This window comes from Streptomyces sp. SM18 (assembly GCF_002910775.2).
GTDB lineage: Bacteria > Actinomycetota > Actinomycetes > Streptomycetales > Streptomycetaceae > Streptomyces > Streptomyces halstedii.
On record NZ_CP029342.1, the window covers coordinates 6,698,870 to 6,725,424 of the forward strand.

At 71.0% G+C, this 26,555-nt stretch carries 23 protein-coding genes; 19 read left to right on the plus strand and 4 right to left on the minus strand.

Features of this window, described 5'->3' with window-relative positions; translation table 11 throughout:
* The 16 genes from B9S64_RS29730 to B9S64_RS29805 all read left to right on the plus strand — a co-directional run bounded on the left by B9S64_RS29730 (position 1) and on the right by B9S64_RS29805 (position 16,645).
* Positions 1 to 660, plus strand: coding sequence for a hypothetical protein (locus B9S64_RS29730; protein ID WP_103493304.1), 660 nt, complete (start codon positions 1 to 3; stop codon positions 658 to 660).
* 286 nt (positions 661 to 946) lie between these two features.
* The gene (locus B9S64_RS29735) at positions 947 to 2,422 is read left to right on the plus strand and encodes a DUF6801 domain-containing protein (RefSeq protein WP_103493305.1); all 1,476 of its coding nucleotides are present in this window, start codon (positions 947 to 949) and stop codon (positions 2,420 to 2,422) included.
* Positions 2,423 to 3,188: 766 nt separating this feature from the next.
* Entirely contained in the window at positions 3,189 to 4,175 is a 987-nt protein-coding gene (locus B9S64_RS29740; RefSeq protein WP_103493306.1) for an ABC transporter ATP-binding protein, read from the plus strand.
* A complete protein-coding gene (locus B9S64_RS29745) occupies positions 4,172 to 5,035 on the plus strand; it encodes an ABC transporter permease (RefSeq protein ID WP_103493307.1) in 864 nt (287 codons plus the stop codon). Before B9S64_RS29740 ends, B9S64_RS29745 begins: the two co-directional genes overlap by 4 nt.
* A 3-nt stretch (positions 5,036 to 5,038) precedes the next feature.
* Complete coding sequence (locus B9S64_RS29750; RefSeq protein WP_103493308.1) at positions 5,039 to 5,842, plus strand: ABC transporter permease; 804 nt, start codon at positions 5,039 to 5,041, stop codon at positions 5,840 to 5,842.
* A complete protein-coding gene (locus B9S64_RS29755; RefSeq protein WP_103493309.1) occupies positions 5,842 to 7,146 on the plus strand; it encodes an MCE family protein in 1,305 nt (434 codons plus the stop codon). Before B9S64_RS29750 ends, B9S64_RS29755 begins: the two co-directional genes overlap by 1 nt.
* Positions 7,143 to 8,174 carry an MCE family protein gene (locus B9S64_RS29760; RefSeq protein ID WP_103493310.1) on the plus strand — a complete coding sequence of 344 codons (1,032 nt, stop codon included), beginning with the start codon at positions 7,143 to 7,145 and terminating at the stop codon, positions 8,172 to 8,174. Before B9S64_RS29755 ends, B9S64_RS29760 begins: the two co-directional genes overlap by 4 nt.
* The gene (locus B9S64_RS29765; protein ID WP_103493311.1) at positions 8,171 to 9,187 is read left to right on the plus strand and encodes an MCE family protein; all 1,017 of its coding nucleotides are present in this window, start codon (positions 8,171 to 8,173) and stop codon (positions 9,185 to 9,187) included. Before B9S64_RS29760 ends, B9S64_RS29765 begins: the two co-directional genes overlap by 4 nt.
* A gap of 1 nt (position 9,188) precedes the next feature.
* Positions 9,189 to 10,334, plus strand: a complete 1,146-nt coding sequence (locus B9S64_RS29770) for an MCE family protein (protein WP_103493312.1) — start codon at positions 9,189 to 9,191, stop codon at positions 10,332 to 10,334.
* Positions 10,331 to 11,485 carry an MCE family protein gene (locus tag B9S64_RS29775; RefSeq protein WP_109492175.1) on the plus strand — a complete coding sequence of 385 codons (1,155 nt, stop codon included), beginning with the start codon at positions 10,331 to 10,333 and terminating at the stop codon, positions 11,483 to 11,485. Before B9S64_RS29770 ends, B9S64_RS29775 begins: the two co-directional genes overlap by 4 nt.
* Positions 11,485 to 12,741, plus strand: a complete 1,257-nt coding sequence (locus tag B9S64_RS29780; RefSeq protein WP_103493313.1) for an MCE family protein — start codon at positions 11,485 to 11,487, stop codon at positions 12,739 to 12,741. Before B9S64_RS29775 ends, B9S64_RS29780 begins: the two co-directional genes overlap by 1 nt.
* Positions 12,738 to 13,259 (plus strand): hypothetical protein, encoded by a 522-nt coding sequence (locus tag B9S64_RS29785; protein ID WP_103493314.1) that lies wholly within the window; start codon positions 12,738 to 12,740, stop codon positions 13,257 to 13,259. Before B9S64_RS29780 ends, B9S64_RS29785 begins: the two co-directional genes overlap by 4 nt.
* On the plus strand, positions 13,256 to 13,954 hold the full coding sequence (locus tag B9S64_RS29790; RefSeq protein WP_103493315.1) for a hypothetical protein: 699 nt from the start codon (positions 13,256 to 13,258) through the stop codon (positions 13,952 to 13,954). Before B9S64_RS29785 ends, B9S64_RS29790 begins: the two co-directional genes overlap by 4 nt.
* 13 nt (positions 13,955 to 13,967) lie before the next feature.
* Positions 13,968 to 14,498, plus strand: coding sequence for a nuclear transport factor 2 family protein (locus B9S64_RS29795; protein ID WP_103493316.1), 531 nt, complete (start codon positions 13,968 to 13,970; stop codon positions 14,496 to 14,498).
* A gap of 46 nt (positions 14,499 to 14,544) precedes the next feature.
* Positions 14,545 to 15,360, plus strand: a complete 816-nt coding sequence (locus tag B9S64_RS29800; RefSeq protein ID WP_109492176.1) for a hypothetical protein — start codon at positions 14,545 to 14,547, stop codon at positions 15,358 to 15,360.
* Between the two features lie 19 nt (positions 15,361 to 15,379).
* Positions 15,380 to 16,645 (plus strand): lytic transglycosylase domain-containing protein, encoded by a 1,266-nt coding sequence (locus tag B9S64_RS29805; RefSeq protein ID WP_109492177.1) that lies wholly within the window; start codon positions 15,380 to 15,382, stop codon positions 16,643 to 16,645.
* A 4-nt stretch (positions 16,646 to 16,649) separates the two neighbouring features.
* Here the strand turns inward: B9S64_RS29805 and B9S64_RS29810 are convergent, their stop codons facing one another.
* On the minus strand, positions 16,650 to 17,711 hold the full coding sequence (locus tag B9S64_RS29810) for an ATP-dependent DNA ligase (RefSeq protein WP_103491819.1): 1,062 nt from the start codon (positions 17,709 to 17,711) through the stop codon (positions 16,650 to 16,652).
* A 94-nt stretch (positions 17,712 to 17,805) separates the two neighbouring features.
* Here B9S64_RS29810 and ligD point away from each other — a divergent pair, with 94 nt between their 5' ends.
* Both ligD and B9S64_RS29820 read left to right on the plus strand, forming a co-directional pair.
* Positions 17,806 to 18,816, plus strand: a complete 1,011-nt coding sequence (gene ligD, locus B9S64_RS29815; protein WP_103491818.1) for a non-homologous end-joining DNA ligase — start codon at positions 17,806 to 17,808, stop codon at positions 18,814 to 18,816.
* On the plus strand, positions 18,813 to 19,964 hold the full coding sequence (locus B9S64_RS29820; RefSeq protein ID WP_258037903.1) for an ABC transporter permease: 1,152 nt from the start codon (positions 18,813 to 18,815) through the stop codon (positions 19,962 to 19,964). Before ligD ends, B9S64_RS29820 begins: the two co-directional genes overlap by 4 nt.
* A gap of 10 nt (positions 19,965 to 19,974) precedes the next feature.
* On the opposite strand, the gene B9S64_RS29825 is transcribed toward B9S64_RS29820, so the two are convergent.
* Positions 19,975 to 22,209 (minus strand): OmpL47-type beta-barrel domain-containing protein, encoded by a 2,235-nt coding sequence (locus B9S64_RS29825; protein ID WP_103491817.1) that lies wholly within the window; start codon positions 22,207 to 22,209, stop codon positions 19,975 to 19,977.
* On the minus strand, positions 22,206 to 24,704 hold the full coding sequence (locus tag B9S64_RS29830; RefSeq protein WP_374936078.1) for a ThuA domain-containing protein: 2,499 nt from the start codon (positions 24,702 to 24,704) through the stop codon (positions 22,206 to 22,208). Before B9S64_RS29830 ends, B9S64_RS29825 begins: the two co-directional genes overlap by 4 nt.
* 222 nt (positions 24,705 to 24,926) lie before the next feature.
* Between B9S64_RS29830 and B9S64_RS29835 the strand changes: the two genes are divergently transcribed.
* Complete coding sequence (locus B9S64_RS29835; protein ID WP_103491815.1) at positions 24,927 to 25,928, plus strand: multicopper oxidase domain-containing protein; 1,002 nt, start codon at positions 24,927 to 24,929, stop codon at positions 25,926 to 25,928.
* 8 nt (positions 25,929 to 25,936) lie between these two features.
* On the opposite strand, the gene B9S64_RS29840 is transcribed toward B9S64_RS29835, so the two are convergent.
* Positions 25,937 to 26,512 (minus strand): helix-turn-helix domain-containing protein, encoded by a 576-nt coding sequence (locus tag B9S64_RS29840; protein WP_103491820.1) that lies wholly within the window; start codon positions 26,510 to 26,512, stop codon positions 25,937 to 25,939.
* Positions 26,513 to 26,555: the final 43 nt, after the last annotated feature.

Here is a 26,555-nt window from a genome sequence, read left to right on the forward strand (position 1 = left end):
ATGCTCAAGAAGACGAGTGTTCTGACCGCTGTCGGCGCTGCCGCCGCCGCCGTCGCCCTGGCCGCGCCCTCCGCGATGGCCGGACCCACCGCGGCCTGGACCGTCACGCCGACCGGCGCGTTCACCGGGACCGCCGGCGAGACGGCCCTCACCGACAACATCGGCAACCAGATCAAGTGCGCGACCGCCTCGGCCAGTGGCAACGCGCCCACCTCGCCCACCGCCGGCCCGCAGCTCGCCTCCATCACCGCGGCGGCGTTCAACGCGCCGTGCGTCGGCCCGTTCAGCAGCACCTGGACGATCAGCACCACCACGCCGTGGACGCTCAACGGCACCTCGTACGCGGCGGGCGGCACCAACGGGACCGGCGTGACCACCGGGAACATCGGGAGCATCTCCGCCACCGTCTCGGGCACCAGCGTGCTGGGGGCCTGCACCTTCAAGGTGACCGGGTCGGTGAACGCCAAGTACAACAACCCGTCGTCCGGGGGCTCCAACGGCACGCTGGACGTCGCGCCCGCCGCGACGAGCCCGCTGCTGCTGACCATCGGCAGCAAGACGGGACCGGGCTGCGGCATCGTCGGCGCGACGGCGACCTTCAAGGGCACCTACAGCATCAAGCACAGCTCCGGGGTGTCGCCCGTCATCAGCTACAGCTGACGACACGGTCGGGCCACGCGCCCGCCCCCTCGTACGGACGGCGCGGTCACTCCCGGGTGACCGCGCCGTCCCCGATACCCACTCGTCCGCTGACAAGCGCGGGCGCGCCGTTTGTCACCCCGTGCCAAGAATCCGGCGTACCGCGTGAAGACGGCGGTTCCCGCACGTCGTCCGCTTCCCAAGGGATGGGGCCGCGCGTACCGTACCGCCGAGTAGGCCGGACGGGGCGCTGGATCCGGCGGCCGTGCGGCCGACCCCACGCCACATTCCCGAAGGGTATGGAGACATGGCAGCCCATGTGCGCCGGACGGCCCGCCGTTCGTCGAGATTCGCCGCAGGCGGCCTGCTGATCGCGGCGGCGACGTTCCTTCCTGGCGCCGCGTCGGCCGCCGACGCCCAGGAGGTGGAGGTCCCCCTCGACTACACCTGCCAGTTCCCCTCCGGCGGCTACGCGCTGACGGCCGTGCTTTCGGGGCGGGTGCCGGCCGACGCCACCGCCGGTGTGCCGTTCGCGCCGGGGGAGATCGCACTCGGCCTCGACGTGCCCCGTCCCGTCCTGGACGAGCTGGCCGGGCTCGGCGCGGCCTCCGTGTCGGCGCGGGCGGACCTCTCGGTGCTGCACCGCTCCGGCGGGGACTCCGCCACGGCCGCCTGGAACGGCCTTGAGGCTCCGGCCCAGGAGATCACCGGCCAGGACGAGGTGACGCTGCGCGCGTCGGGTGACGTACCCACGGCCACGTTCGGGGCACCGGGCACGGCCACGCTGACGGCCTCGGACCTGAAGCTCACGCTGAGCCCGCTCCAGGCGGACGGCTCGCCCGCCGCGTCCGGCGCGACCGAGGCGGAGTGCCGGCTGGACGAGGGCGCCGACGGCACATTCGCCACCGTCGCCGTCGACGGCGGGAAGACGGACCGGCCGTCCGAACCCTCCGAGCCGTCCGGGCCCGCGGAGCCGGCCCCCTCCGGGACCCCGGACGCCGAGCGGGAGCTCCCTCCCGACCTGCGGAGGCAACTGGACGCGGCACGCCAGGAGGCGGCCGCCGACGCCGACCCGGACAGCCCCGAGCCGTGCCCGTACCCGCCCTTCGAACTCCCCACGCCGGCCGACACCTTTGTGGCCGGGTACTCCAACGTCGCGAAGATGGACGGCGCGGCGCTGCTGGGCCCCGCGCGCCTCGACGTCACGCTGATGAAGAAGTACATCGCGGACCCCTGCTCCAACACCTTCACGTCGCTGAGCGAGGCCGACTTCGAGTACGAGGGGCGACGCCAGATGCCCCCCGCGCAGGCCACCTTCCTCACCTACGGCTTCATGCCGACCACGGCGACCATGGAGCTCGTCCAGGTCGGGCCGCCGGCGGACATCGTGTCGGTCAGCGTCAACAGCGACCCGGCCATACCGGAGTACACGACGGTCACGGCCTACCTGGACATCAGGATCAAGGACGTCCGGGTGAACGGGGTGCCCCTCGACGTCGGCACCGGCTGCCATACCGTCAAGCCGGTCAAACAGGTCCTCCACGCCTTCGGTACGAGCAACCCGCCCTCGGGTTACACGGTCAACCGCGGCGGGACCATGGACGGCGAGACCTACGTCCCGGCGTTCACCGGCTGCGGTGTGGACGAGGACCTGTCGCCCATGCTGACGGCGGCCATCTCCGGCGGCGGGAACTACATCAAGATCACTCAGGCACCGCTCTGCGTCTTCAACGACACGGAGAGCCCGGACTGCCCGGCGAAGAAGCCCGTCCCGGAACGCTGACGCGGTCCCGGAACGCCGACGCCGGGCCGGCACCGTCCCGGCCGTCGCGCCCGTACACGGGTGTCCCGCGTCCCGCCCGGTACACGGCTGTCCGGAATCCGGCGGGCGCGCCCCGTACACCGCTGTCCGGAATTCGAGGGTGCGGCGCGCGAAGGATTCACGCCACTCGCACGCGGTGACAACTCCCGTGCCGTGGTCCTTCGCGTTCGGGAGCGCCGTTCCTCACTTCCGGACAGTGTTCTCGGTCCGTGTACTCATCCGGCCACAAAAAACGGCCCTGTGTCATCCGGTGCGCAGAATTTTGTGTGAGCGGTATTGCGCAGTCAGGTTACTCGACCGTAGCGTCCCGGTTGAGCAGATCGGAAACGCGTCCGAGCCTGCTCCGCAGACGTACGGGAGATTCCGGTCGCGCCCCCCTGAGCCGGTATTTCTCCGGGAGTTCCCGCCGTCCCGGCCCCCTTCGTCGGGACGGCGCCCGCACGGCCGGGGGACCGCGGAACGGTTCTCCGGTCCGTGGTCCGCCGACCCGCACCAGGATCACTTGCGCAGTCTGCGACAAACCCGCCCGCCGGGTTTGTCATTCGGTGACAAGTGGTCCACCCAAAGATCGAAGTCCGACGATTTTCGCTGTTCAACGGCTTGTCCTGGCGGATTCGGCGGACATACCGTGCGCCTCCCGGTGCATGAGTGACGAGCCGCCGTTGGATTCACCGGAGCCGGAGCGCTGACAGATGACGCCGTTCACCACCCTTTCGAAGGAGGGCCGATGGGAATCGAAGTAGTCGTCGAAGGCCTGACGAAATCCTTCGGTCAGCAGAACATCTGGCAGGATGTCAGCCTCACGCTGCCGGCCGGTGAGGTCAGTGTCATGCTCGGCCCTTCCGGTACCGGTAAGACCGTGTTCCTGAAATCGGTCATCGGACTGCTGAAGCCGGAAAAGGGACGCGTCCTCGTCAACGGCGTCGACATGGTCAACAGTCCCGAGAAGGACATCATGGAGGCCCGGAAGCTCTTCGGGCTCATGTTCCAGGACGGCGCGCTCTTCGGTTCGATGTCGCTCTTCGACAACATCGCCTTCCCCTTGCGTGAACACACCCGCAAGAAGGAATCCGAGATCCGCCGCATCGTCATGGAACGGATCGACATCGTCGGCCTGCTCGGAGCCGAGGAGAAACTGCCCGGCGAGATATCCGGCGGTATGCGCAAGCGGGCCGGTCTGGCCCGCGCCCTGGTCCTGGACCCGCAGATCATCCTCTGCGACGAGCCGGACTCCGGCCTCGACCCGGTCCGCACCGCCTATCTCTCGCAACTCCTCATCGACCTGAACGCGCAGATCGACGCGACGATGCTTATCGTCACCCACAACCTCGACATCGCGGCCACCGTCCCCGACAACATGGGCATGCTGTTCTGCCGCAACCTGGTCACCTTCGGCCCGCGCGAGGTCCTGCTCACCAGCGACACCCCGGTGGTCTCCCAGTTCCTCTCCGGGCGCCGACAGGGCCCGATCGGGATGTCCGAGGAGAAGGACGCCGCCACCCTCGCCGCGGAGCGGACCGTCGCCCGGGAACACGTGCCCGCCGGGCCCCGCACCGTCGTACCGCAGTTGGAGCCCTCGCCCGGAATGCCCGTGCGCCAGGGCGCGCTGCGCCGCAGGGAGCGGGTCCACGCCATGATGGGCCAACTGCCGGAAGCCGCCCGTGCGGCCATCAGGAACAGCTACGCGCCCACCCCGGGCGGTGGTCGTCCGTGACCGCGCCCCTCCCGGTGCGGCCGCCGGAGCCGCCCGCCACCGGTACGCCGGCCTCCGGCACACCGGCCCCGAAGGAGGGGCACCGGCGCCCGTCCCGGCTGCTGGCGCCGCTGCGCCAGACCGGCCAGCTCTTCGCGCTGGCGCTGGCCGTGGCCCGAGCCATCTTCCGACGGCCTTTCCAGGTACGGGAGTTCATCGAGCAGTTCTGGTTCGTCGCCAGCGTCACCATCCTGCCGGCCGCCCTGGTCTCCATCCCGTTCGGCGCGGTCATCGCCCTCCAGGTCGGTTCGCTCACCGAACAGCTCGGCGCCCAGTCCTTCACCGGCGGCGCCAGCGTCCTGGCCGTCATCCAGCAGGCCAGCCCGCTCATCGTGGCGCTGCTGATCGCCGGTGCGGCCGGCTCCGCGATCTGCGCCGACCTCGGCTCCCGCAAGATCCGCGAGGAGCTGGACGCCATGGAGGTCATGGGCGTCTCACCCGTCCAGCGGCTCGTCGTCCCGCGCGTGCTGGCCACCATGTTCGTCGCCGTCCTGCTCAACGGACTGGTCTCCGTCGTCGGCACCCTCGGCGGCTACTTCTTCAACGTGATCATGCAGGGCGGCACCCCCGGCGCCTACCTCGCCAGCTTCTCCGCGCTCGCCCAGCTGCCCGACCTGTACATCGGCGAACTCAAGGCGCTGATCTTCGGGTTCATCGCGGGCATCGTCGCCGCCTACCGGGGCCTGCACCCGCGTGGCGGCCCGAAGGGCGTCGGCGACGCGGTCAACCAGTCCGTCGTCATCACCTTCATGCTGCTGTTCGCGGTCAACATGGTCCTGACGGCGATCTACCTCCAGATCGTCCCCCCGAAGGGGGGCTGAGCGATGTCGATGCTCGGCTGGCTGGACCGCTCCGGCGAACAGCTCACCTTCTACGTACGCGCCCTCGTCTGGATCCCGAGGACCCTGCACCGCTACCTCAGGGAGGTCCAACGCCTCCTGGCCGAGGTCGCGTTCGGCAGCGGCGGACTCGGCGTCATCGGCGGGACCATCGGCGTGATGATCGCCATGACCCTGGCCACCGGCTCGGTCGTCGGCCTCCAGGGGTACGCCGCCCTCGACCAGATCGGCACCTCCGCCTTCACCGGCTTCATCTCCGCCTACTTCAACACCCGGGAGATCGCTCCCCTCGTCGCCGGCCTCGCCCTCTCCGCCACCGTCGGCGCGGGCTTCACCGCCCAGCTCGGCGCGATGCGGATCAACGAGGAGGTCGACGCGCTCGAAGCGATGGGCGTCCGGTCGATGCCCTACCTCGTCACCACCCGGATCATCGCCGGTGTCGTCGCGATCATCCCGCTGTACGCCATCGGGCTGCTCTCCTCCTACCTCGCCTCCCGGTACACCACGGTCCTGTTCAACGGCCAGTCCGCGGGCACCTACGACCACTACTTCAATCTCTTCCTCTCCCCACAGGACGTGCTGCTGTCGGTGCTCAAGGTGCTGATCTTCAGCGTGCTGGTGATCCTCGCCCACTGCTACTACGGCTTCCACGCCACCGGCGGCCCCGCCGGGGTGGGCGTGGCCGTGGGCCGGTCGGTGCGCAACGCCATCGTGCTCATCAGCGTCACCGACTTCTTCCTCTCGCTCGCCATCTGGGGCGCGACGACAACGGTGAAGGTGGCCGGCTGATGCTCTCCCCCCAGGCGCGGACGGTGCGCCGCAGACTCGCGGGCGTGTCCTTCGTGCTCGTGCCCGCCCTGCTCATCTGGCTCTCGGTCTCCGTCTACCAGAAGAAGTTCACCGACGACGCCACCGTGACCGTACGCACCGGAAGCGTCGGCAACGAGATGCACGACAACGCCGACGTGAAGCTGCGCGGCGTCGTCGTGGGACAGGTGCGCCGGATCCAGTCCGACGGGGACGGGGCACGTCTCACCCTCGCCATCCGGCCGGACCGGCTCGGGCGGATCCCCGAGGACGTCACCGCGCAGATGCTGCCGACCACCCTCTTCGGGGAACGGTTCGTCGCCCTCGTACCGCCCACCGTGCCCTCCGCGCGGACCCTGAAGGCGGGCGCGGAGATCCCTCAGGACCGTTCCAGCAACGCCATCGAGCTGGAAGAGGTCCTCGACAACGTCCTGCCGATGCTCACCGCCGTCAAACCGGACAAGCTCGCCGCCACCCTGGGCGCCGTCTCCCAGGCGCTCGAAGGACGCGGTGACAAGCTCGGCGACACCCTGCTCACCCTCGACGCGCACCTGAAGGAGTTCAACCCCCAGCTCCCCACGCTCAACGAGGACATCAAGGAACTCGTCAAGGTGAGCCACCTCTACGCCGACGCCGCCCCCGACGTGCTGGACGCGCTCACCGACTTCACCACGACCAGCGGCACGATCGCCGAACAGCAGGCCGAACTCGCGGACCTCTACGGCTCCACCACCGCCTCGGCGAGGGACGTCACGGCCTTCCTGCGGAAGAACAAGGACAACCTCATCCACCTCTCCGCCGCCGGCCGGCCGACCCTGGAACTCCTCGCCGAGTACTCCGACGCCTTCCCCTGCACCCTGCGCACCATGGCCGGATTCGTCCCCGCCATGGACAAGGCGCTCGGCAAGGGCACCGACCGGCCCGGACTCCACGTCAACGTCAAGGCCGTGGAGTCGAAGGGCAGGTACGTGGCCGGCAAGGACACCCCGGTCTACGGCGCGACCGGCGGCCCGCACTGCTACGCGGTGCCCTACACCGGCGCCACCGTCCCGACCGCGGACGCCCGCACCGCCGCCGCCCCCGCCCAGGGGGACGCCACCGGCCCGGAGACACCGGGACCGACGGCCACCGACACCTCCCTCGGCATGCCCAACTCCCCCCAGGAGAGCGTCCTGGTCAACGAACTCGTCGCACCCTCACTGAAAGTCCAGCCGCGGTCCCTGCCCGACTGGAGCAGCGTGCTCATCGGTCCGGCCTTCCGCGGTGCGGAGGTGAAGCTCAAGTGAAGCGCCGCTCCCTCACGGGACCCGTCGTGAAGTCCCTCGTCTTCGTCGTGGTCACCGCCCTCGCCACCACCGTCCTGGCCCTGTCCATCGCGGACACGGGAGTCGGTGACACCACCTCGTACAAGGCGAGGTTCACCGACGCCACCGGACTCGTGGTCGGTGACAGCGTCCGGATCGCGGGCGTCAAGGTCGGCCAGGTGGAGTCCATCGAGGTCGCGGACAAGCGGCTGGCCGAGGTCGGTTTCGCCGTACGCAGGGGCCGTGAGCTGCCCGCCTCGGTGACCGCGTCGATCAAGTACCTCAACATGGTCGGCCAGCGCTACATCGACCTCGGCCAGGGCGCCGGGCCGGTCGGTGAGCGCTTCGGCCCGGGGGCGACGATCCCGCTCGACCGCACCACGCCCGCGCTCGACCTCACCCAGCTCTTCAACGGCTTCCAGCCGCTCTTCGAAGGGCTCTCCCCGCCGGACGTCAACCAGCTCGCCGGCTCCATCGTGCAGGTCCTCCAGGGCGAGGGCGGCACCGTCGACAGCATCCTCTCCCACGTCGGATCGCTGACCGGCACCGTCGCCGCGAAGGACAAGGTGATCGGCGAGGTGATCAAGAACCTCAACACGGTCCTCAAGACCGTCAACGACCGCGAGAAGGGCTTCGACGACCTGGTCGTCACCCTCCAGGAACTCGTCACCGGGTTCGCCGGGGACCGTGAACCGCTCGGTGACGCGGTCACCGCCATGGGCGCGCTCACCACCGTCACGGCCGGCCTCCTGGAAGACGGCCGCGAGCCCCTCAAGAAGGACATCGCCCAGCTCGGCCGCCTGACCGGGCAACTGGACGAGAACGCGCCGACCATCGAGAGCTTCCTGCGGACGACACCCGCCAAGATGGAGGCCATCACCCGCCTCACCTCCTACGGGTCGTGGCTCAACCTCTACCTCTGCGAGGCCAAGGTCGGCGGCGTGAGCACCGACGACGGCAGCGCCCCGCCCACGGGCATCACCATCAGCCGGCCGAGGTGCCAGGCATGAACATCAAGCCCGTACGGGAACGCAACCCGGTCGCCGTCGGTGTCGTGGGACTCCTCGTCCTCGCCCTCGTCGGCCTCGCCGCCTACCGCGCCGACACCCTGCCCTTCATCGGCCGCGGCACCACCTACAGCGCCGACTTCACCGAGTCCGCCGGCCTCGGCACCGGCGACGAGGTGCGGATCGCCGGAGTGAAGGTCGGGGAGGTCACCGGCGTCTCGCTGGACGGCGCCAAGGTGAAGGTCGACTTCAAGGTGAAGGACGCCTGGATCGGCAACTCCTCCACGGTCGGCATCGCCATCAAGACGCTCCTGGGCGACAAGTACCTGGCCGTCGACCCGCTCGGCAACGCCCCGCAGGACCCCGGCAGCCGCATCACGGCGAGCCGCACCACCTCCCCGTACGACGTCACCCAGGCGTTCAACGGGCTCGGCGAGACCATCGAGGAGATCGACACCGCCCAGCTCGCCCAGAGTTTCGAGACGATCTCCGAGACGTTCAAGGACTCACCGCCCGATGTGCGCAGCGCCGCCGAAGGACTCTCCGCGCTGTCGAAGACCGTCTCCGAGCGCGACGCCCAGCTCGCCACCCTGCTGTCGGGCAGCAAACAGCTCAGCAGGACGCTCGCCACCAAGAAGAGCAGTTTCGAGACCCTGCTGGAGGACGGCAACCTGCTCCTCGGCGAGATCCAGGCCCGCCGTGACTCCATCCACCTGCTGCTGACCGGCACCCGCGACCTCGGCACCCAGCTCACCGGCCTGGTCGCGGAGAACGACAAGCAGCTGAAGCCCACCCTCGACTCGCTCGGCCGGGTCACCACCGTCCTGGTGAAGAACCGCAAGAGCCTCGACAAGGTGCTCTCCCTGGCCGGCTCCTACAACCGGCTCGTCGGCAACACCCTCGGCAACGGCCGCTGGTTCGACAACTACGTCTGCGGCGTCGTCCCGAAGAACTACCTGCCCGCCGGCACGCCCCCGGCGAACGACTGCATGCCGCCGAAGCAAGGGGGCCGCTGACATGAGACGCACCCGCGTCATCGGAATCGGAGCCGGACTGGCCGTGGTGGCCGTCGCCGTCGCCTCGGGCGTGGCGGCCCTGGACCAGGAGGGCACGACCACCGTCACCGCCTACTTCGACCAGGCCACCGGGGTGTACGCCGGATCGGACCTGCGGATCCTCGGGGTGAAGGTCGGCACCGTCGCGTCGGTGGAACCGCACGGCAAGGAGGTCCGGATCACGCTGCGGCTCGACAAGGGCGTCAACGTCCCCAAGGACGCGCACGCCGTCGTCGTCGCCCCCAGCCTCGTCGCCGACCGGTACGTCCAGCTCGCCCCCGCCTACACCGGAGGGGCCCGGCTGGAGGCCGGCGCCGTACTCCCCGCCGCGAAGAACGCCACCCCCGTCGAGGTCGACCAGCTGTACGAGTCCATCACCGAACTCTCCACCGCGCTGGGCCCCGACGGCGCCAACGCCGACGGGGCGCTCTCCAGGCTCCTGGAGACCGGATCCGAGAACCTCAAGGGCAACGGAGAGGCCATCGGAGACTCCATCGAGCAGTTCGGCAAGGCCACGAAGACCCTCGACAAGAGCAGCGGCAACCTCTTCGACACGCTGTCCTACCTCCAGACCTTCACCACCATGCTGAAGGAGAACGACGGCGACGTACGGGCCGCCGAACAGCAGCTCAACTCCGTCACCGGCTTCCTCGCCGACGACAAGGAGAACCTCAGCGCGGCCCTGAAGGAACTGGGCACGGCACTCGGCCAGGTCAAGGACTTCGTCGAGAAGAACCGGGGCGCCCTCAAGAAGAACGTGGACCTCCTGGTGCCGCTCACCCAGACCCTGGTCGACCAGCGCGCCTCGCTGGCCGAGTCCCTCGACACGCTGCCGCTCACGGCGGGCAACGTACTCAACGCCTACGACCCCGCGAACCGCACCCTCAACGGACGCACCAACCTCAACGAACTGTCCATGGGCGGCCCGCTCCTCGACCCCGAGCCGAACGCCACCGGGCTGGACGGCCTGGCCCCCGTGGACGCCGCCCGGCAGAAGGCGCTGCCCGCGCTGCCGCTGCCGGCCGTCGGAACCGTCTACGGCACCCCGGAGAAAGCCGGGAGCACCAGGAGCGGTACGGCCGAGAAGAAGAAGGAGGCGGACCGATGAGCCGCGCCCCGCGCAGACCTGGAGCCCGCGCCACCGCGGGCATCGCCGCACTGGTCGCCGCCGGCGCCGCCCTCGCGCTCGTCGCCACCACCGTCGACCTGCCCTCCTTCACCGGCATCGACCAACTGCCGCTGCCCGGCGGCGCCGACCTCGGTGACCACCCGTACGAGATCACCGCCGAGTTCGCCGACGTCCTCAGCCTGGCCCCGCAGTCCTCCGTCAAGGTCAACGACGTCGCCGTCGGACGGGTCACCAAGATCTCCCTCACTCCCGGCAGCTGGACCGCCCAGGTCACCATGCGCGTCAACGGGAAGATCCGGATGCCCGCCAACGCCTACGCCCACCTCGAACAGTCCAGCCTCCTCGGCGAGAAGTACGTCCAGCTCTCGCCGCCCGCCGACGGCACCGCCCAGGGCTCCCTCACCGACGGCGACCGCATCCCGCTGGTCCGCACCAACCGCAACCCGGAGGTCGAAGAGGTCTTCGGCGCCCTGTCGATGCTCCTCAACGGAGGCGGTGTCAACCAGTTGAAGACCATCACCACGGAGCTCAACAAGGCACTCGCCGGACAGGAACCCGAGATCCGCTCGATGCTGAACCGGGTGGACACCCTGGTCACCGACCTGGACGACCACAAGGAGGACATCACCGACGCGCTCGACGGGGTCAACCGGCTCGCCGCGACCCTCGCCACCCGCAAACAGGAGGTCGGCACCGTGCTCACCGGCCTCAGCCCCGGACTGAAGGTCCTGGAGAAGCAGCGCGGCCAGCTCCTGACCATGCTGCGCTCGCTCGACACGCTCTCCACCGTCGCCGTCGACACGGTCAACCGCAGCAAGGCGGACATGATCGCGGACCTGAAGGCACTCGCCCCCACCCTCACCGCGCTCGCCGACTCCGGCGACGACCTCCCCGACTCCCTCCAGGTGCTGCTCACCTACCCCTTCACGGACGAGGTGCTGCGCGGGGTGAAGGGCGACTACCTCAACGTCTACCTGGACGTCACGGCCATGCCCGGGACCCAGATCATCCCCGCGCTCACCCCCGGCCCTCCCACCCCCACCTTCCCCAATAGCCGGCAGAACTCCACGACGGCACTGCCCCTGCCGCTCCCCTCGGTCGCCTCGTCCGGCACGGAGGGCACCCGCTGATGATCACCCTCGCCACCCGGCTCAAGAACCTCGCCTTCCTCGTCGTCGCGGTGCTCGCCCTCGGCTACCTCGGCGCCCGCTACGCCGACCTCGGGCACTACGTCGGCCTGCGCGACTACTACACCGTCACGGTGCGACTCCCGCAGACCGGCGGCCTGTTCACCCACTCCGACGTCACCTACCGGGGCGTCTCCGTCGGCCGGGTCGGCCCCATCGAACTGACCGACGACGGCGTCGAGGCCGAACTGCGCATCCAGAACGACGCGCCGCGCATCCCGGACAGCCTGCACGCCGTCGTCGCCAGCCTCTCCGCCGTCGGCGAGCAGTACATCGATCTGCGCCCCACCCGCGCGGACGGCCCGTTCCTGGGGAACGGCTCGGTCGTCGACCAGGCCGACACCACCATCCCGGCACCCGTCACCGACGTCCTCACCAGCGTCAACGACCTCACCGCCTCCGTCGACGCCGAAGCCCTGCGCACCGTCGTGGACGAGTTCGGCGCCGCGTTCGAAGGGCGTGGCGACGACCTCCAGGTGCTGCTCGACACCAGCAGCAGATTCGTGGAAGCCGCCGACGAGGCACTGCCGACGACGACCAAGCTCATGGCGGACGGGGAACGCGTCCTGCGCACCCAGGCCGAACAGGGCGAGGCCCTGAAGGGGTTCGCCACCGGAGCCGAGCAACTCGCCGCCGCACTCAAGGGATCCGACACCGACCTGCGCCGGCTGATCGCCGCCGCGCCCGGCGCCACCGCCCAGATCAGCGGACTGCTGCGCGACGTGGAACCGGGCTTCGGGGTCGTCGTCGCCAACCTCCTCACCACCTCGGAGGTGGCCGTCACCCGGCAACGCGGCCTGGAGGAACTCCTCGTCAAGGTACCCGCCGTCGCGGCGGCGGGCGCGAGCGTCATCGACGAGGACGGGGCCGCGCGGTTCGGGATGTCCGTCACCTTCTTCGAACCACTGCCCTGCACCTCGGGCTACGGCGGCACCACCTACCGCACCGGCACCGACCTCTCCGCCGCCCCCGCCGTCAACACCGCGGCCCGCTGCGCCTCCGGCCCCGGTACCGGGATCAACGTCCGCGGCAGCGCCAACGCCCCCAAGGGCGGGCCGGTGCCCCAACCGGCCGAACCCGGCTCGCTCTTCGCCGGAACCGGCGGAACCGGGCTGCCGGGAGCCCTCGGCACCACCGGGGAGACCGGACGGACGGCGGACGGCATGGCCGGGCTGCTGGGCCTGGGAGGCGGCGAGTGAACCCCCGCACGAAGGACCTCGGCGGATGGGCCGTGCTGCTCGCGGCCGTGCTGGTCTGCGCCCTCGGCGGCTGGTCCTACGCCCAGGCGCGTGGTGACGACACCCTGGCGTACGCCAAGAGCCGGGACGCCGCGCTCGCCGACGGCACCCGGCACCTCGCCCGGCTGAACACCTTGGACGGCACGAGCGCCCGGAGCGTGGAGTCCGGGCTCACCGCCTGGCTCGACGCCTCCACCGGGCCGTTGCGCGACCGGCTGGAGGGCACCCGGGAGAAGGACACGGCCGCGCTCACCGAGTCCGGCGCGACGGCCCGCGGCAAGGTCACCGATGCCGCGCTCACCGCCCTCGACGACCGGGCGGGGACGGCGGCGCTGATCGCCACCGTGGACGTCGAGGTCACCCCGCGTACCGGCCAGGCCGGTACCGAACGCAAACGCTTCGAGGCGTCCCTGGCCCGTACCGGGGGCGGCTGGAAGATCACGGCACTGGACGCGCTACCGGTCGGGAGCGGCGCATGAGACGGACTGCGGGAACGACGGTCGCGGACACCTCGCCGGACCTGGAGGCCGAAGAGGCCCGGAAGACGGAGGGCCCCGGGGAACCCGACGGGCATGAGGAACCCGATGGGCAAGGGGAACCCGACGGGCAAGGGGAGAACGCCGGGAACGGGCAGCCGGAGGAGGCCACCGGGACAACGGGAGCGTCCCCCCGGCGCACCCCCTGGCTCCGCGTCCTCGCCGGGGTCCTGACCGTCGCCCTGCTGGCCACCGGCGCCACGCTCTTCGTCATGGGCCAGCGGCTCCGCGACACCCCGGCCACCTCGAACCACGCGCTGACCGACACCGAGGCCACCGACCGGGTCACCGGCGAGGTCGGCAGCGCGCTGAGCAAGGTCTTCTCGTACGGTCCGCGGTCCACCGCCGCCACCAAGGCGACGGCGAAGCGGGTACTGGCCGGCAAGGCGCTCCAGCAGTACGCGGCGCTGTACGGCCAGGTCGAGAAGCAGGCGGCCGACCAGAAGCTCACGCTCACCACACAGGTGGTGCACGCCGGGGTCACCCGGCTCGGTACCGGCAGCGCCCATCTCCTCGTCTTCCTCGACCAGGTGTACGAGCGCGAGGGAAAGGCCGCCACCACGGCGGCGGCCCAGCTCTCCGTGACCGCGGAACTGCGCGGCGGACGCTGGGTCGTCGTCGAGATCACGTCCAGGTAGGGGAGAGGCACCGATGGCACGGGTACGGACGACGGGGAATCCACTGCTGGTGGCCGCGGTGGTGCTGGCGGTCGCGGCGGCCGGCGCGGCCGGCTGGGGCGGCTGGTCGCGGTACGACGCGGCGCACGACGACGCGGCGGCCTACGCACGGGCCCGCGACGACGCCCTGGCCGCAGGGGAGCAGGCGGTGCAGAACATGAACACGCTCGACCACGCGCGGCTGGAGCAGGGCCTCGACACCTGGGAGGACTCCACCACCGGCGATCTGCACCAGCAACTCGTCGACGGGCGGGCGGCGTTCGTCAAGCAGATCGAGGCGGCGAAGACCGTCAGCACCGCCAAGATCCTGTCGGGCGCGGTGACCGAGCTGGACGACCGGGCCGGCAGGGCGGGGGTGATGGTGGCGCTGCGGGTCACCGTGACCGCCCCGGAGGGCGAACCCGCGGTGAAGGAGAGCCGGATGCTCGGCCGGCTCACCCGCACCTCCGAGGGGTGGAAGCTCAGCGCCCTGGGCCAGGCGCCCGTCGGCAACACCGACGGCTGAGACCCGCCCGTGCCCCGCCCCCGCAGACCCCGAGAGGACCACTGACATGTCGACGACCCGACACCTCGTGAACCGCCGCCGCCGGCTGGCGGTCGCGGCGGCGACGGCCGCACCGCCGCGCGGATCCGCCGTACCCGGTCCCGCGACCGCCCCGGACACCGAAGCGGCCGGACCGCGCACGCCGTCCGACGCGGAGACGGCGGCGGAGACCGGGACCGAGGCGAAGACCGGGACCGGGACGGAGACGGATACCGAGGCAGGGGCAGGGGCAGGGGCAGAGGCCCCGGAGGACGCGGGCGACGCGGGCGACGACGCGCCGTCCGCCGCGCCCCGCTCCGGGCCGTCCCGCCCGCGCGTCCGCCTCCCCGCCGTCCTCTGCGCGGCCACGGTCCTCCTCGGTGCCTTCGCCGCCTGGGCGTTCACCTCGGCCGCGACCCTGCGCGACGACCCGACCCGGCAGAACACGGCCCTCACCGACATCAGCCGGACCAGCGAGGTCAAGGGGCAGATCACCGAGGCCGTCGGCGCGGTGTTCTCCTACACCTACGCCTCGCCCGAGAAGTCGGAGAAGGCGGCGCGGACGTATCTGACGGGCAAGGCGGTCCAGCAGCACCAGGACATGCTCGCCGAGGTACGCGCCCAGGCGCCGAAACAGAAGCTCGTGCTCACCACGACCGTCACCGAGAGCGGCGTCGAACTGCTCGACGGCGACCGGGCCCGGCTGCTGGTCTTCGCCGACCAGAGCAACACCCGCACCGGCAAGGACGAGGAGACGACGTACGCGGCGGCCATGTTCGCCGTGGACGCGGTCCGCCGGGGGGACACCTGGCGGATCGCGGCCATCGACACGTTCACCCGATGACCCGGGAGAGGGAGGACCTATGAGGTTCAACGGAACCGTCCGCCGCGGCCTGTGCGGTACGGCCACCGCGGTCGCGGCCATGGCCGCGCTCACCGCGTCCCAGGCCCCCGGGCTCACCGGCGGCCTCGGGGCGGACATGAAGAACGTGGCGGCGGACGACGTGGTGTGGACCGAGGTGCCCAACGACGACAGCTACCACACCGAGCTGCCGCCCCTCACCACGCCCGCACCGCCCAAGGCCGCCACCGGCGTGGCCGGTACCGCCCAGGGCGGCGCCACCTACCCGGCCGCCTCGCGGAGCTGGGCGGAGGCGGGCATCCCGAGCACGGTCCTGGCGGCCTACCGCTCGGCGCGGACCTCCGTCGGCCGTACCGACCCCGGCTGCCGCCTGCCCTGGCAACTGCTCGCGGCGATCGGCAAGGTGGAGTCCGGCCACGCCGCGGGCGGCCGGGTCGACACCCGGGGCACCACGCTCACCCCGATCCTCGGCCCGGTGCTCGACGGCGTGGGCTTCGCCCACATCCCCGACACCGACGGCGGCCGGTACGACGGCGACCCCGTGTACGACCGGGCCGTCGGCCCCATGCAGTTCATCCCCTCCACCTGGGCGCACTGGGGCGCCGACGGCAACGGCGACGGGCGCGCCGACCCGGACAACGTCTACGACGCGGCCCTCGCCGCCGGCCACTACCTCTGCGCCGGACCCCGCGACCTGTCGGTGCGCGCCGACCTCGACCGGGCGATCCTCAGCTACAACCACTCGGACACGTATCTGCGTACGGTCCTGTCGTGGCTGGAGTTCTACCGCGGGGGCACCCACCCGGTCGCGGACGGCAGCGGTGTGATCCCCAGCAGCCCCGGTGCCGGCGGCCCGAACGCCCCCAAGGCGCCGGTCGGCGGCCCCGGCAGCCCGAGCGCCCCCGGCAAGGGCGGCGGCGGCATCGTGATCGGTCCCCCGCCCAGCGGCACCCCGCGCCCCTCCACCTCGCCCACCCCCGGCCCGTCCGGCTCCCCGGACCCGAGCGGCTCGCCCACCCCCACCGACCCCGGTCCGAGCCCCACTCCCACCGACAGCGGCACCCCGGACCCGACGACCACCCCCGACCCCACCACCACGCCGGACCCCACCACCACGCCCGACCCGGAGCCCGGCACCACGGACCCCACCACCACACCCGATCCCGAGCCCGGTACCACGGACCCCGGCTGCCCGGAGCCCACCACCGCGGCCGACCCGGCCACCCCCTCCGACGAGCCCTGCGCCGCCCCCACGCCCTCCGTCTGACGGCTCACCCGGAGCCCAGCACCTCGGACAGGTCGTACCGCACCACCTCCTCCAGTTGCGCGTAGGTGCAACCGGAGGGGGTGCGGTCCGGGCGCCACCGCCTGAACCGGGCGGTGTGGCGGAAGCGGCCGCCTTCCATGTGGTCGTACGCCACCTCGCAGACCCGCTCCGGGGCGATCGCCACCCAGGACATGTCCTTCTTCCCGGACCAGCGGCTCGGCGCGCCCGGCAGCCGCGCGCCCTCGTGCGCCGTCGCGTCCGCCCAGGCCGCCCACGGGTGCTCGGCGGGGTCGATCCGCAGCGGTTCCAGCTCCTCCACGAGTTCGGCGCGCCGCTTCATCGGGAACGCCGCGCTCACCCCGACGTGCTGGAGCGCGCCCCGCGCGTCGTACAGGCCGAGCAGCAGCGAGCCGACCACCGGGCCGCTCTTGTGGAGGCGGTAGCCCGCCACCACGCAGTCCGCCGTCCGCTCGTGCTTGATCTTGTACATCGCCCGGACGTCGGGGCGGTAGAGGAGGTCCAGCGGCTTGGCCACCACCCCGTCGAGCCCCGCGCCCTCGTACTGCTCGAACCACCGGCGGGCCAGTGTCTCGTCCGTGGTGGCGGGCGCCAGATGCACCGGGGCCGAGGCCTCGGCCATGACCCGCTCCAGCACTGCCCGCCGCTTCGTCAGCGGCCGTCCGGTCAGCACGTCGTCGCCGAGCGCCAGGACGTCGAAGACGACCAGGGACGCCGGGGTCCGCCCGGCCAGGGTCCGCACCCGGGAGTCGGCCGGGTGGATGCGCTCGCTCAGCCGGTCGAAGTCCAGCCGCCCGTCGTACGCCACCACGATCTCGCCGTCCACGACGCAGCGCGGCGGCAGGTTCTCCCGCACCGCCTCGACCACCTCGGGGAAGTAGCGGGTGAGGGGCTTCCCGGTCCGGCTGCCGAGCACCACCTCCTCGCCGTCCCGGTGCACGACCGCCCTGAACCCGTCCCACTTCGCCTCGTACTGCATACCGGGCGGGATCGTGGATACGGGCCTGGCGAGCATCGGTTTCACGGGAGGCATCACCGGCAGATCCATGGCCCGATTCTGGACCGCCGTGCCGGGCCTGTCTCCCGATATGCGGCATATGTGGGCCCCGCCTACGGTGTCCGACATGGGAGCAGGAGCAGCGATGGAACTGGACGTGGACGGACGAGCCGTACGGCTGTCCAACCCGGACAAGGTGTACTTCCCGGACAAGGGCTACACCAAGAAGGACGTGGCCGACTACTTCCTGGCCGTCGGGCCCGGCATCCTCCGCGCCCTGCGGGAGCGCCCGACCACCCTCCAGCGGTTCGTGGACGGCCTCGGGGGTGAGTTCTTCTACCAGAAGCGCGCGCCGAAGAACCTCCCCGACTGGACGCCCACCGCCCGCATCGAGTTCCCCAGCGGCCGGCACGCCGACGAGATGTGCCCCACCGAGCTGGGCGCCGTCCTGTGGGCGGCCAACCTCGGCACCCTGACCTTCCATCCCTGGCCGGTCCGCAGGGCCGACACCGACCACCCCGACGAACTGCGTCTCGACCTCGACCCGCAGCCCGGCACGGACTACGCCGACGCGGTGCGCGCCGCCCGTGAACTGCGCTCCGTCCTGGACGACCACGGGCTGCGCGGCTGGCCCAAGACGTCCGGCGGACGCGGCATCCATGTCTTCGTCCCCCTCGTGCCCGAGTGGACCTTCACCCAGGTGCGGCGGGCCGCCATCGCCGCGGGGCGCGAGCTGGAGCGACGGATGCCGGACCGGGTGACCACCGCCTGGTGGAAGGAGGAGCGCGGCGAACGGATCTTCGTGGACTACAACCAGACGGCCCGCGACCGCACCATCGCCTCCGCCTACTCCGTACGCCCGTTCCCGCACGCCCCCGTCTCCGCGCCGCTGCGCTGGGACGAGCTCGACGACGCCGAGCCCCGCGACTTCGACATCCGGACCATGCCGGGGCGGTTCGCGGAGGTGGGCGACCTGCACGCCGACATGGACGAGCACGCCTTCCGGCTCGACGCCCTGCTGGAGCTCGCCCGGCGCGACGAGCGTGAGCACGAACTCGGCGACCTGCCCTATCCCCCGGACCACCCCAAGATGCCGGGCGAGCCCAAGCGCGTCCAGCCCAGCCGCGCCAGGAACGACGACAGCGGGGCGGCATGACCCAGGACCCCGCCGAGGGCCCCACCGAGGATCAGCGCCAGGACCCCGCCGAGGACCCGGCCCGGGAGCCCGCCGACGGCCCCGCCGACGGGCAGCGGGCCCACGGGGCGCACGGCAGGCCGCCGACCCGGCGCGAGAAGTGGGAGACGTACAAGAAGTCCCCCTACGTCCCGGCCGTCGTCCTCCTGTTCATCCTGGCCGCCGCGGCCGGGCTCTTCGCGGGCTCGTACACCTACGCCATGGCCAACCCCACCCCGCACCGGATCCCGGCCGCCGTCGTCGAAGGTCCCAGGACGCCCTACGCCGAGCCGTTCCTCGCGGGGATGGAGAAGGCGCTCGACGCCTCCCTCGAACTCCACCGCTACCCGGACCGCGCACGGGCACGGGCGGCGCTGGAGGAGCAGAAGGTCTTCGTCATCCTGCGCAGCGACGGCGACACCGTGGTGATGGAACTGGCCGCGGCCTCCGGGGCCACCGTCGCCCAACTCCTCGACGAGACCGGGGTGAAGGTCGCCCACCAGATCGGCGCCCCCCTCACCGTCACGGACGTCAAACCGCTCCAGAAGGGCGACCCGCGCGGCCTCGCCCTGTTCTACATCTCGCTCGCCGCCGTCATCATCGGCTTCGTCGGGGCCATCCAGCTCAGCGTGCACGCCCGCGCGCTGCTCCCGCTGGAGCGGATCCTGTTCACCCTGGCCTACGCCCTGCTCGGCGGGTTCGCCATCGCGGCCGTCGTGGACTGGGGGCTCGGCGCGCTCCATCTGCCGTTCGTCCAGTCCTGGCTGATCCTGGCGTTCACGATGTTCACCTCCGGCATGGTCTTCACCATGTTCAACACCCTCATCGGCCGCTGGGCGATGATCCCGACCTGGGGCGTCATGGTGCTGCTCGGCAACCCCTCCTCCGGCGGCGCGGTGTCCTGGCCGCTGCTGCCCTCGCTGCTCGGGCACATCGGCCGCTGGCTGCCGCCGGGTGCCTCGGTCAACGCCCAGCACACGGCGGTCTACTACCAGGGGCACCAGTACGTCTTCCCCTATCTGGTGCTGGGGGTCTGGTCGCTGGTCTCCTGCACGGTCTTCTGGGTGTGGCGCCACCGGCACCCCGGAGGCCGTGACCACATGCCGGAGCACGCGGCCACGGCCTCCTGACGGCCTGGGGTCACAGTTCCCTGACGCGGATGTCCCGGTAGGAGATCACGTCCGAGGTGCTGTGGACCTGGAGCCCGATGTAACCGGAGGCGTAGCGCCTGCCGTCGGTGCCCGGGTCGTCGCCGCGCGGCGGCTCGAAGGCCTGACCTCCCTTGTTGTCGAACTCGTTGATCAGGACACCGTTGCGGTAGATCTCGTAGTGCTGGTCCACGACCCGGACCTCGTAGTCGTTCCAGGTGCCCTTGGGGGTGACCCCGGCGCCGCCGAGGCCCACCCGGTCGAAGCCGTAGACCGACCCTGTCTTGTACATGTCGCCGTCCGGCCGGTCGTTGACCTGGATCTCATGGCCGTACTTGATGGCGACCCACTCCGGGCTCGGCTCCTCCGGGTGGTCGTGGACGTACGGGAAGCGGACGAAGACCCCGCCGTTGGCGTTGCCCGTGCCGGGGGCGTCGTCCCGCCACTGGAGCTTCAGCGAGAAGTCCCCGTACTGGCGGGCCGGGAACCACAGCATGCCCATGCCGTCCACGGTGGTCGAGCTGGTGATCGAGCCCTCCTCCTCGTTCAGTGAGAACTGTCCGCCGCCGACCTGCTCCCACTTCGCGAGGGAGCCGGCCGTACCGTCGAAGAGCTTGCGGTAGCCCTCGTCCTGGCCCGGCTTGCCGATGCCGGACTGCTTGGCCGCCTGGTAGATCTTCTTGTGCTCGCGCTTGTCGATGACCCCGTCGGCGAGCAGCTTGTCCAGGACGGTGTCGACGTGCTTGAGGAACAGGGCGTGCGAGGACCAGTCCTTCTCGTCCTCGATCAGCTCGTTGACCGTGCAGCGGTTGCCGGTGAGCCGGTTGGGCACCCCGGTGTCGACCGTGCCGACGATCACCGTGTGGCGCTCGTCGAACTCCGGGCAGTTCGGCGCCGGGACGCCGCCGCCGACGGCGACGGTGAAGGACGCGCGCCCGGCCTCGGAGGTGTTGCCCGCCTTGTCCGTCGCCCGGTGGGCCACGGTGTGGCGGCCGACCCGGTCGACGATCACCGGCGTGGTGTACGCCAGGTACGGGCCGCCGTCCAGGGAGTACTCGATCCTGTCCACCCCGGAGTCGTCGTCGGTCGCGGTGACGGTGGCCTTGGCGCTGGTGATGTAGGCGCCGTCCGAGTTCTTGTCACCGGTCACCTTCAGCGAGGTCTCCGGCGGCGTCTTGTCCCGCGACGGGGGTTCGACGACGGTGAACTCCACCGTCTTCTCGGCCGCCGCGTTGCCGGCCCGGTCGGTGGCCCGGTAGCGGACGGTGTGGACGCCCACCTCGTGCACCATCACCGGGGCGGTGTACGGCTGCCAGACGCCGTCCTCCCCGAGCGCGTACTCGATGGAGTTGACCCCCGAGCCGGTGTCGGACGCGGTCACGGTGACCGTCGCCATACCGAGGTAGGCGCCCGCGTCGTCCTGCTCGCCCGAGACGGTCGCCGAGGTCTCCGGCGGGGTCTCGTCGTCGGTGGGCGGCGCGGCGACCGCGAAGGCCACGGACTTCTCCTCCGCCGCGTTGCCCGCCTTGTCGGTGGCCCGGTAGCGGAGCGTGTGCGTGCCGACCTCGTCCACCACGACGGGCGCGGTGTACGGCTGCCACTCGCCGTCCTCCCCGAGGGCGTACTCGACGGTGTCCACGCCCGAACCGGCGTCGGACGCCGCCACGGTGACGGTCGCCTGGCCGATGTACGCGCCGTCGGCGTCCTGGTCGCCGTCCACCGTCGCCGAGGTCTCCGGGGCGGTGGTGTCCTCACCGCCGCCGCCGTCCTCGGTGACGGTCAGGACGCCCTGCATGGCCAGGTGGCCGGGGATCGTGCAGTGGTAGAAGTACTTGCCCGGCGTCAGGGTGACCTCGACGCTGTGCCTGCCGCCCTCGCTGTCACCGGGGTTGGCCAGGATGTTGACCTGGACGTCGCTGTTGTACTCCGGGTCCGAGACGCTGAAGGTCAGCGTGTGCGGCATGCTCGTCGTGTTGCCGGTGGCCTCGCTGTTCTCGAAGACGAGGGTCGCGGCACCGGCCACCGCCGTGGTGGGAGCCGTCAGATAGCGGTCGATGGCATCGCCCGCCGTCCATGTGAGGACCTGGTCGGCCGCCTTCGCGGAGCCGCCCTGTCCGTACGCGGCCGTCGAGGTGAGACCGAGGACCATCAGGAACGAGCCGAGCAGGGCGAGCCACCACCGGGCGGGCCCGTACCGCCGACGCGCGAGGAGTGAAGGGTGTCTCACTGCGCTTCCGCCTTCCTGGCCAGGTCGGCGACGGCCGGGGTCGGGCCGCCGCCCGTGTAGGTCACGCGCCACAGCGCGGACTTGGAGTCGGAGGTGAAGAAGCCGCGCCCGTAGTCCTGGACGTAGAGCGAACCGTCCGGGGCGAACTTCCAGTCCATCAGGTTGCGGATGCCGTCCGCGCCCACCGGGATGATCTTCCGCAGCGACTCGGCGTGCACGGGCAGACCGCCCTTGCCGGCCGTCTTCGGGTCGGTGATCACCGCGTGGCGCGGCTGGGTGTCGTCGTAGAAGTCGCCGACGAACCACTTGCCGTCCCAGTACTCGGGCCACTTGGCGGTGCTGTCGCTGTCCGCGTCGTAGCGGTAGACCGGGCCGTTCATGGTGGCCTGGCCGCCGCCCTTGAGCCAGGGCAGCAGCTCCTTCTGCTCGTCCGTCTTGTAGCTCGGGACGCCGTTCTCGTCCCGCGGGTAGTCCACGCCGCCGCCCTGGGGCGAGTACCAGATGGTGTTGCCGGTCACCGGCGGCAGCTTGACCAGGCCGTCGTTGTTCGGCGACTCGTTCCTGGGCGCGTCGCAGTCGTACCAGCCCAGCGGCTTCTTCGGGTCGGGCAGATTGCGGTCGCGGTAGGGCTGCTTGTTGCCCATGCAGTACGGCCAGCCCTGGTTGCCGGCCTGGGTGATCGCGGCGAACGTGTCGTACTTGGCGGGCCCCCAGGTGGTGCTGGGCTCGCCGGCGTCCGGGCCGACCCAGCCCGCGTACAGGGTGTCCGTCGCCGGGTCCACGGAGATCCGGGCCGGGTTGCGCACGCCCATCACGTAGATCTCGCCCCGGGTCTTGCCGCCGCCCTCGTCCGGCTCCTCGCCGGTGAAGAGGTTGCCCTTCGGGAGGGTGTAGGTGCCGTCGTCCTCGGGGTGGATCCGCAGGATCTTGCCGTTGAGGTTGTTGGTGTTGCCCGCGGTGCGACGGGCGTCCGAGAAGGACACGCCCTTGAAGTTGGGCTCCGGGTTGTTCCCGGAGTAACCGTCGCTGAACTGGGAGGAGTTGTTGTCACCCGTGGCGATGTAGAGGTTGCCCTTGGAGTCCCAGGCCATGCCGCCGCCCGCGTGGCAGCAGCTGTGGATCTGGACCGGCCAGTCCAGCAGCACCTTCTCGGAGGCCAGGTCCAGCTTGTCCGTGGCGCGGTCGAGGGTGAAGCGGGAGACCTGACGCACCGCCATGTGCGTGTCGCGGTTGATCCTGGAGTGCGGTGTGTAGTGCAGATACACCCATCCGTTGGTGGCGAAGTCCGGGTCCAGCTCGATGCCGAGCAGGCCCTCCTCCACCTTGACCAGCTCGTCGCCGCCGCCCTTGTTGCCGAAGACGTCCAGCGTGCCGACGAGGGTCGACTTCTTCGTCGCGGGGTCGTAGACGTGGATCTCGCCCTTGCCCCGGCCGATGTCCGGGTCGTTCCAGTCGGTGACCACGGGGACACTGCTGTCCGTGCCGCCGCGTCCGATGGAGAACACCCGCCCGTCGGCCGCGGTCACCAGGCCGTGCGGCTCCCCGATCTGGTCGTTCTGCCCCGGCTGGTTGGGCTGGGTGAGGCGTTCGGCCGTGTAGTTGGAGTCGATGGTGGCCTTGCAGTCGGCCTGTGAGGTACGGCTCGTCCAGGCCAGGGCGCCGCGCAGGTGGTCGCGGAAGTCGGTCTCGGCGAAGCTCGCCGCCGTACCGCCCATGGCCGTGTAGAAGGACCGGCCGCCGTCGTAGTCACGGCACCAGGAGACCGGGTGGTCCCAGCCGTTGGCGCTCTTGCCCGGACTGTAGGTGAGTTCGCGGACCCGGGCCACGGTGTGCACGTCCCCGGACGGGTTCTCCTTCCAGTTCAGCCAGGTGTCGGGGCGCTTCCACTCCAGCGGCAGGTCCTTCGTCGCCGGGTGGACCCGGTCACCGACCTCCACCGTGGCCCGCTGGACGGCCGTCGGGCTGTCCGCAGCCGGACGCGCCCCCACCAGACCGGTGAACCAGTCGGAGTACGGCTCGGTGCGCGCCGCGTCGTGGATCCCGAGGAAGCCGCCACCGGCCTCCATGTACGCCTCCAGGCCCGCCTCCTGCTCCGGGTCCAGGACGTCACCGCCGCCGGTGAGGAAGACGACCGCGTTGAACGTGCCGAGCCTCTTGCCGTTGGTGAAGACCGCCGGGTCGTCCGTGGCGACGGTCTTGAAACGGCCCTCGGCCGGGCCGCTGAGCCCGATCTTCTCGATGGCGGCGATGCCCGCGTCCACCGTGGGCGGTTCCTCGCCCGCCGAGGCGTGGAAGACGAGCACCTTGACGTTCTTCCCGCCCGGCGGCGTGGGCAGGGACAACGTTGTCGCCACCCGTTCCTTCAGCCCGGGGTCCGGATACGGCCTCGCGCTGGCGGCGTTGCCGCCCAGCAGGGACGCGGTCAGTGCTGCTACGGCCACGGCCGATGCGAGGCCGCGTCGTGATCTGGACCTGTGATGCGGTGTGCGCTGCATGTGGTCACCCACCCCTCCTTGGTCGCTTCCTTGCGTCACGGCGCCTTCGTACTCACTGCGACAGCGCTCGAAGCTAGACCTCTTTTCGTGGCGCGCCAATAGGTACGGCAGCAATCCGACGAACTTTGTCCTGAGTGTGGATAAACGAAGATCACCCGGTTACGGTGTGGGCCGTCTGGAGGAAGGCCCGTCAGTTTCCTTAGCGCAGTGGGGAGTTCGACCATGGACCGAAGGACCTTCAACCGGCGGATGCTGGTGGGCGGCGGTGTGGCGGCGGCGACCGGGGTGACATCGATGTCGCTCGGCGCGGTCCAGGCCACCGACGCCCAGGCCGCCGTGATCGACCCGCCGAAGACCGCGCCCGCGGGCGGTGCGGTACGCCATCTCAAGCTGTACGCCGAGAAACTGGCGGGAGGTCAGATCGGCTACGGCCTGGAGAAGGGCAAGGCGTCGGTCCCCGGCCCCCTCATCGAGATGAACGAGGGCGACACGCTCCACATCGAGTTCGAGAACCTCACGGACGGCGACGTGAGCCTCCATGTCCACGGGGTGGACTTCGACATCGCCAGCGACGGCACCCGGATGAACCGGAGCCACGTCGAGCCGGGCGGCACCCGCACCTACACCTGGCGCACCCACGTTCCCGGCCGCCGGAAGGACGGCACCTGGCAGGCGGGCAGCGCCGGCTACTGGCACTACCACGACCACGTCGTCGGCACCGACCACGGCACCGGCGGCATCCGTAAGGGGCTCTACGGCCCCCTCGTCGTCCGGCGCAAGGGGGACGTCCTGCCGGACCGGACGATCACCATCGTGTTCAACGACATGACCATCAACAACAAGCCCGCCGACGCGAGTCCGGACTTCGAGGCGACGGTCGGCGACCGGGTCGAGGTGGTGATGATCACGCACGGCGAGTACTACCACACCTTCCACATCCACGGGCATCGCTGGGCGGACAACCGCACCGGGCTGCTCACCGGCCCCGACGACCCCAGCCGGGTGATCGACACCAAGATCTGCGGACCGGCCGACTCCTTCGGCTTCCAGATCATCGCGGGTGAGCACGTGGGGGCCGGCGCGTGGATGTACCACTGCCATGTGCAGAGCCATTCGGACATGGGCATGGCCGGGCTGCTGCTGGTCGCCAAGCCGGACGGCACGGTCCCCGGCTACGACCCGTCGCACCACGCCGCCGGCGCCACGGGCTCGCACGCCCACTGAAGCGGGACTCAGCGCTCCCGGGCGCCCGTGGCCAGGTGGGAGCGCTGGGCCTCCCGGTCGAAGATGCCCAGCATGTCGGCCGGGCCGCCGAAGGCGCCCACCGCGTGCGGCAGCATCGTCGGGAACTCCGCCGCCTGCCCGGCCTCCACCCGCAGCCGGCGGTCCCCCAGCAGCAGCACGACCGTGCCGGAGAGCACGGTGAACCACTCCCGTCCCGGATGGGCCTTGAGGGCCGAGGGGCCCTCCGGGGGCGGGCCGGTCAGCCGCATCCGGGCCACCGTGACGCCCGGCTCGTGGCGCAGGGTCCACAGGGTCAGTCCACGCGCCTGGTCGTAGACGGGCTGGGAGACGACGTCGTCCGAGGCGGTCTCGACCAGCTGGTCCAGCGAGGTGCCCAGGGCGCGGGCGATGGCCGTGAGCTGGTCGAGCGCGATCCGCCGGTGCCCGGTCTCGATCCGGCTGAGCGTGGAGGTGCTGAGGTGGCACCGGGCGGCCAGATCGTCGAGCGACCAGCCGTGGGCGGCGCGCAGGGCCCGGACCCGCTTGCGCACGAGGCTGTCGAGACCGTCCGCTTCTTGCGTCATGAGCAAGAGCATATGCGTTCTCCGCAAAGTCCTCGTACGGTCG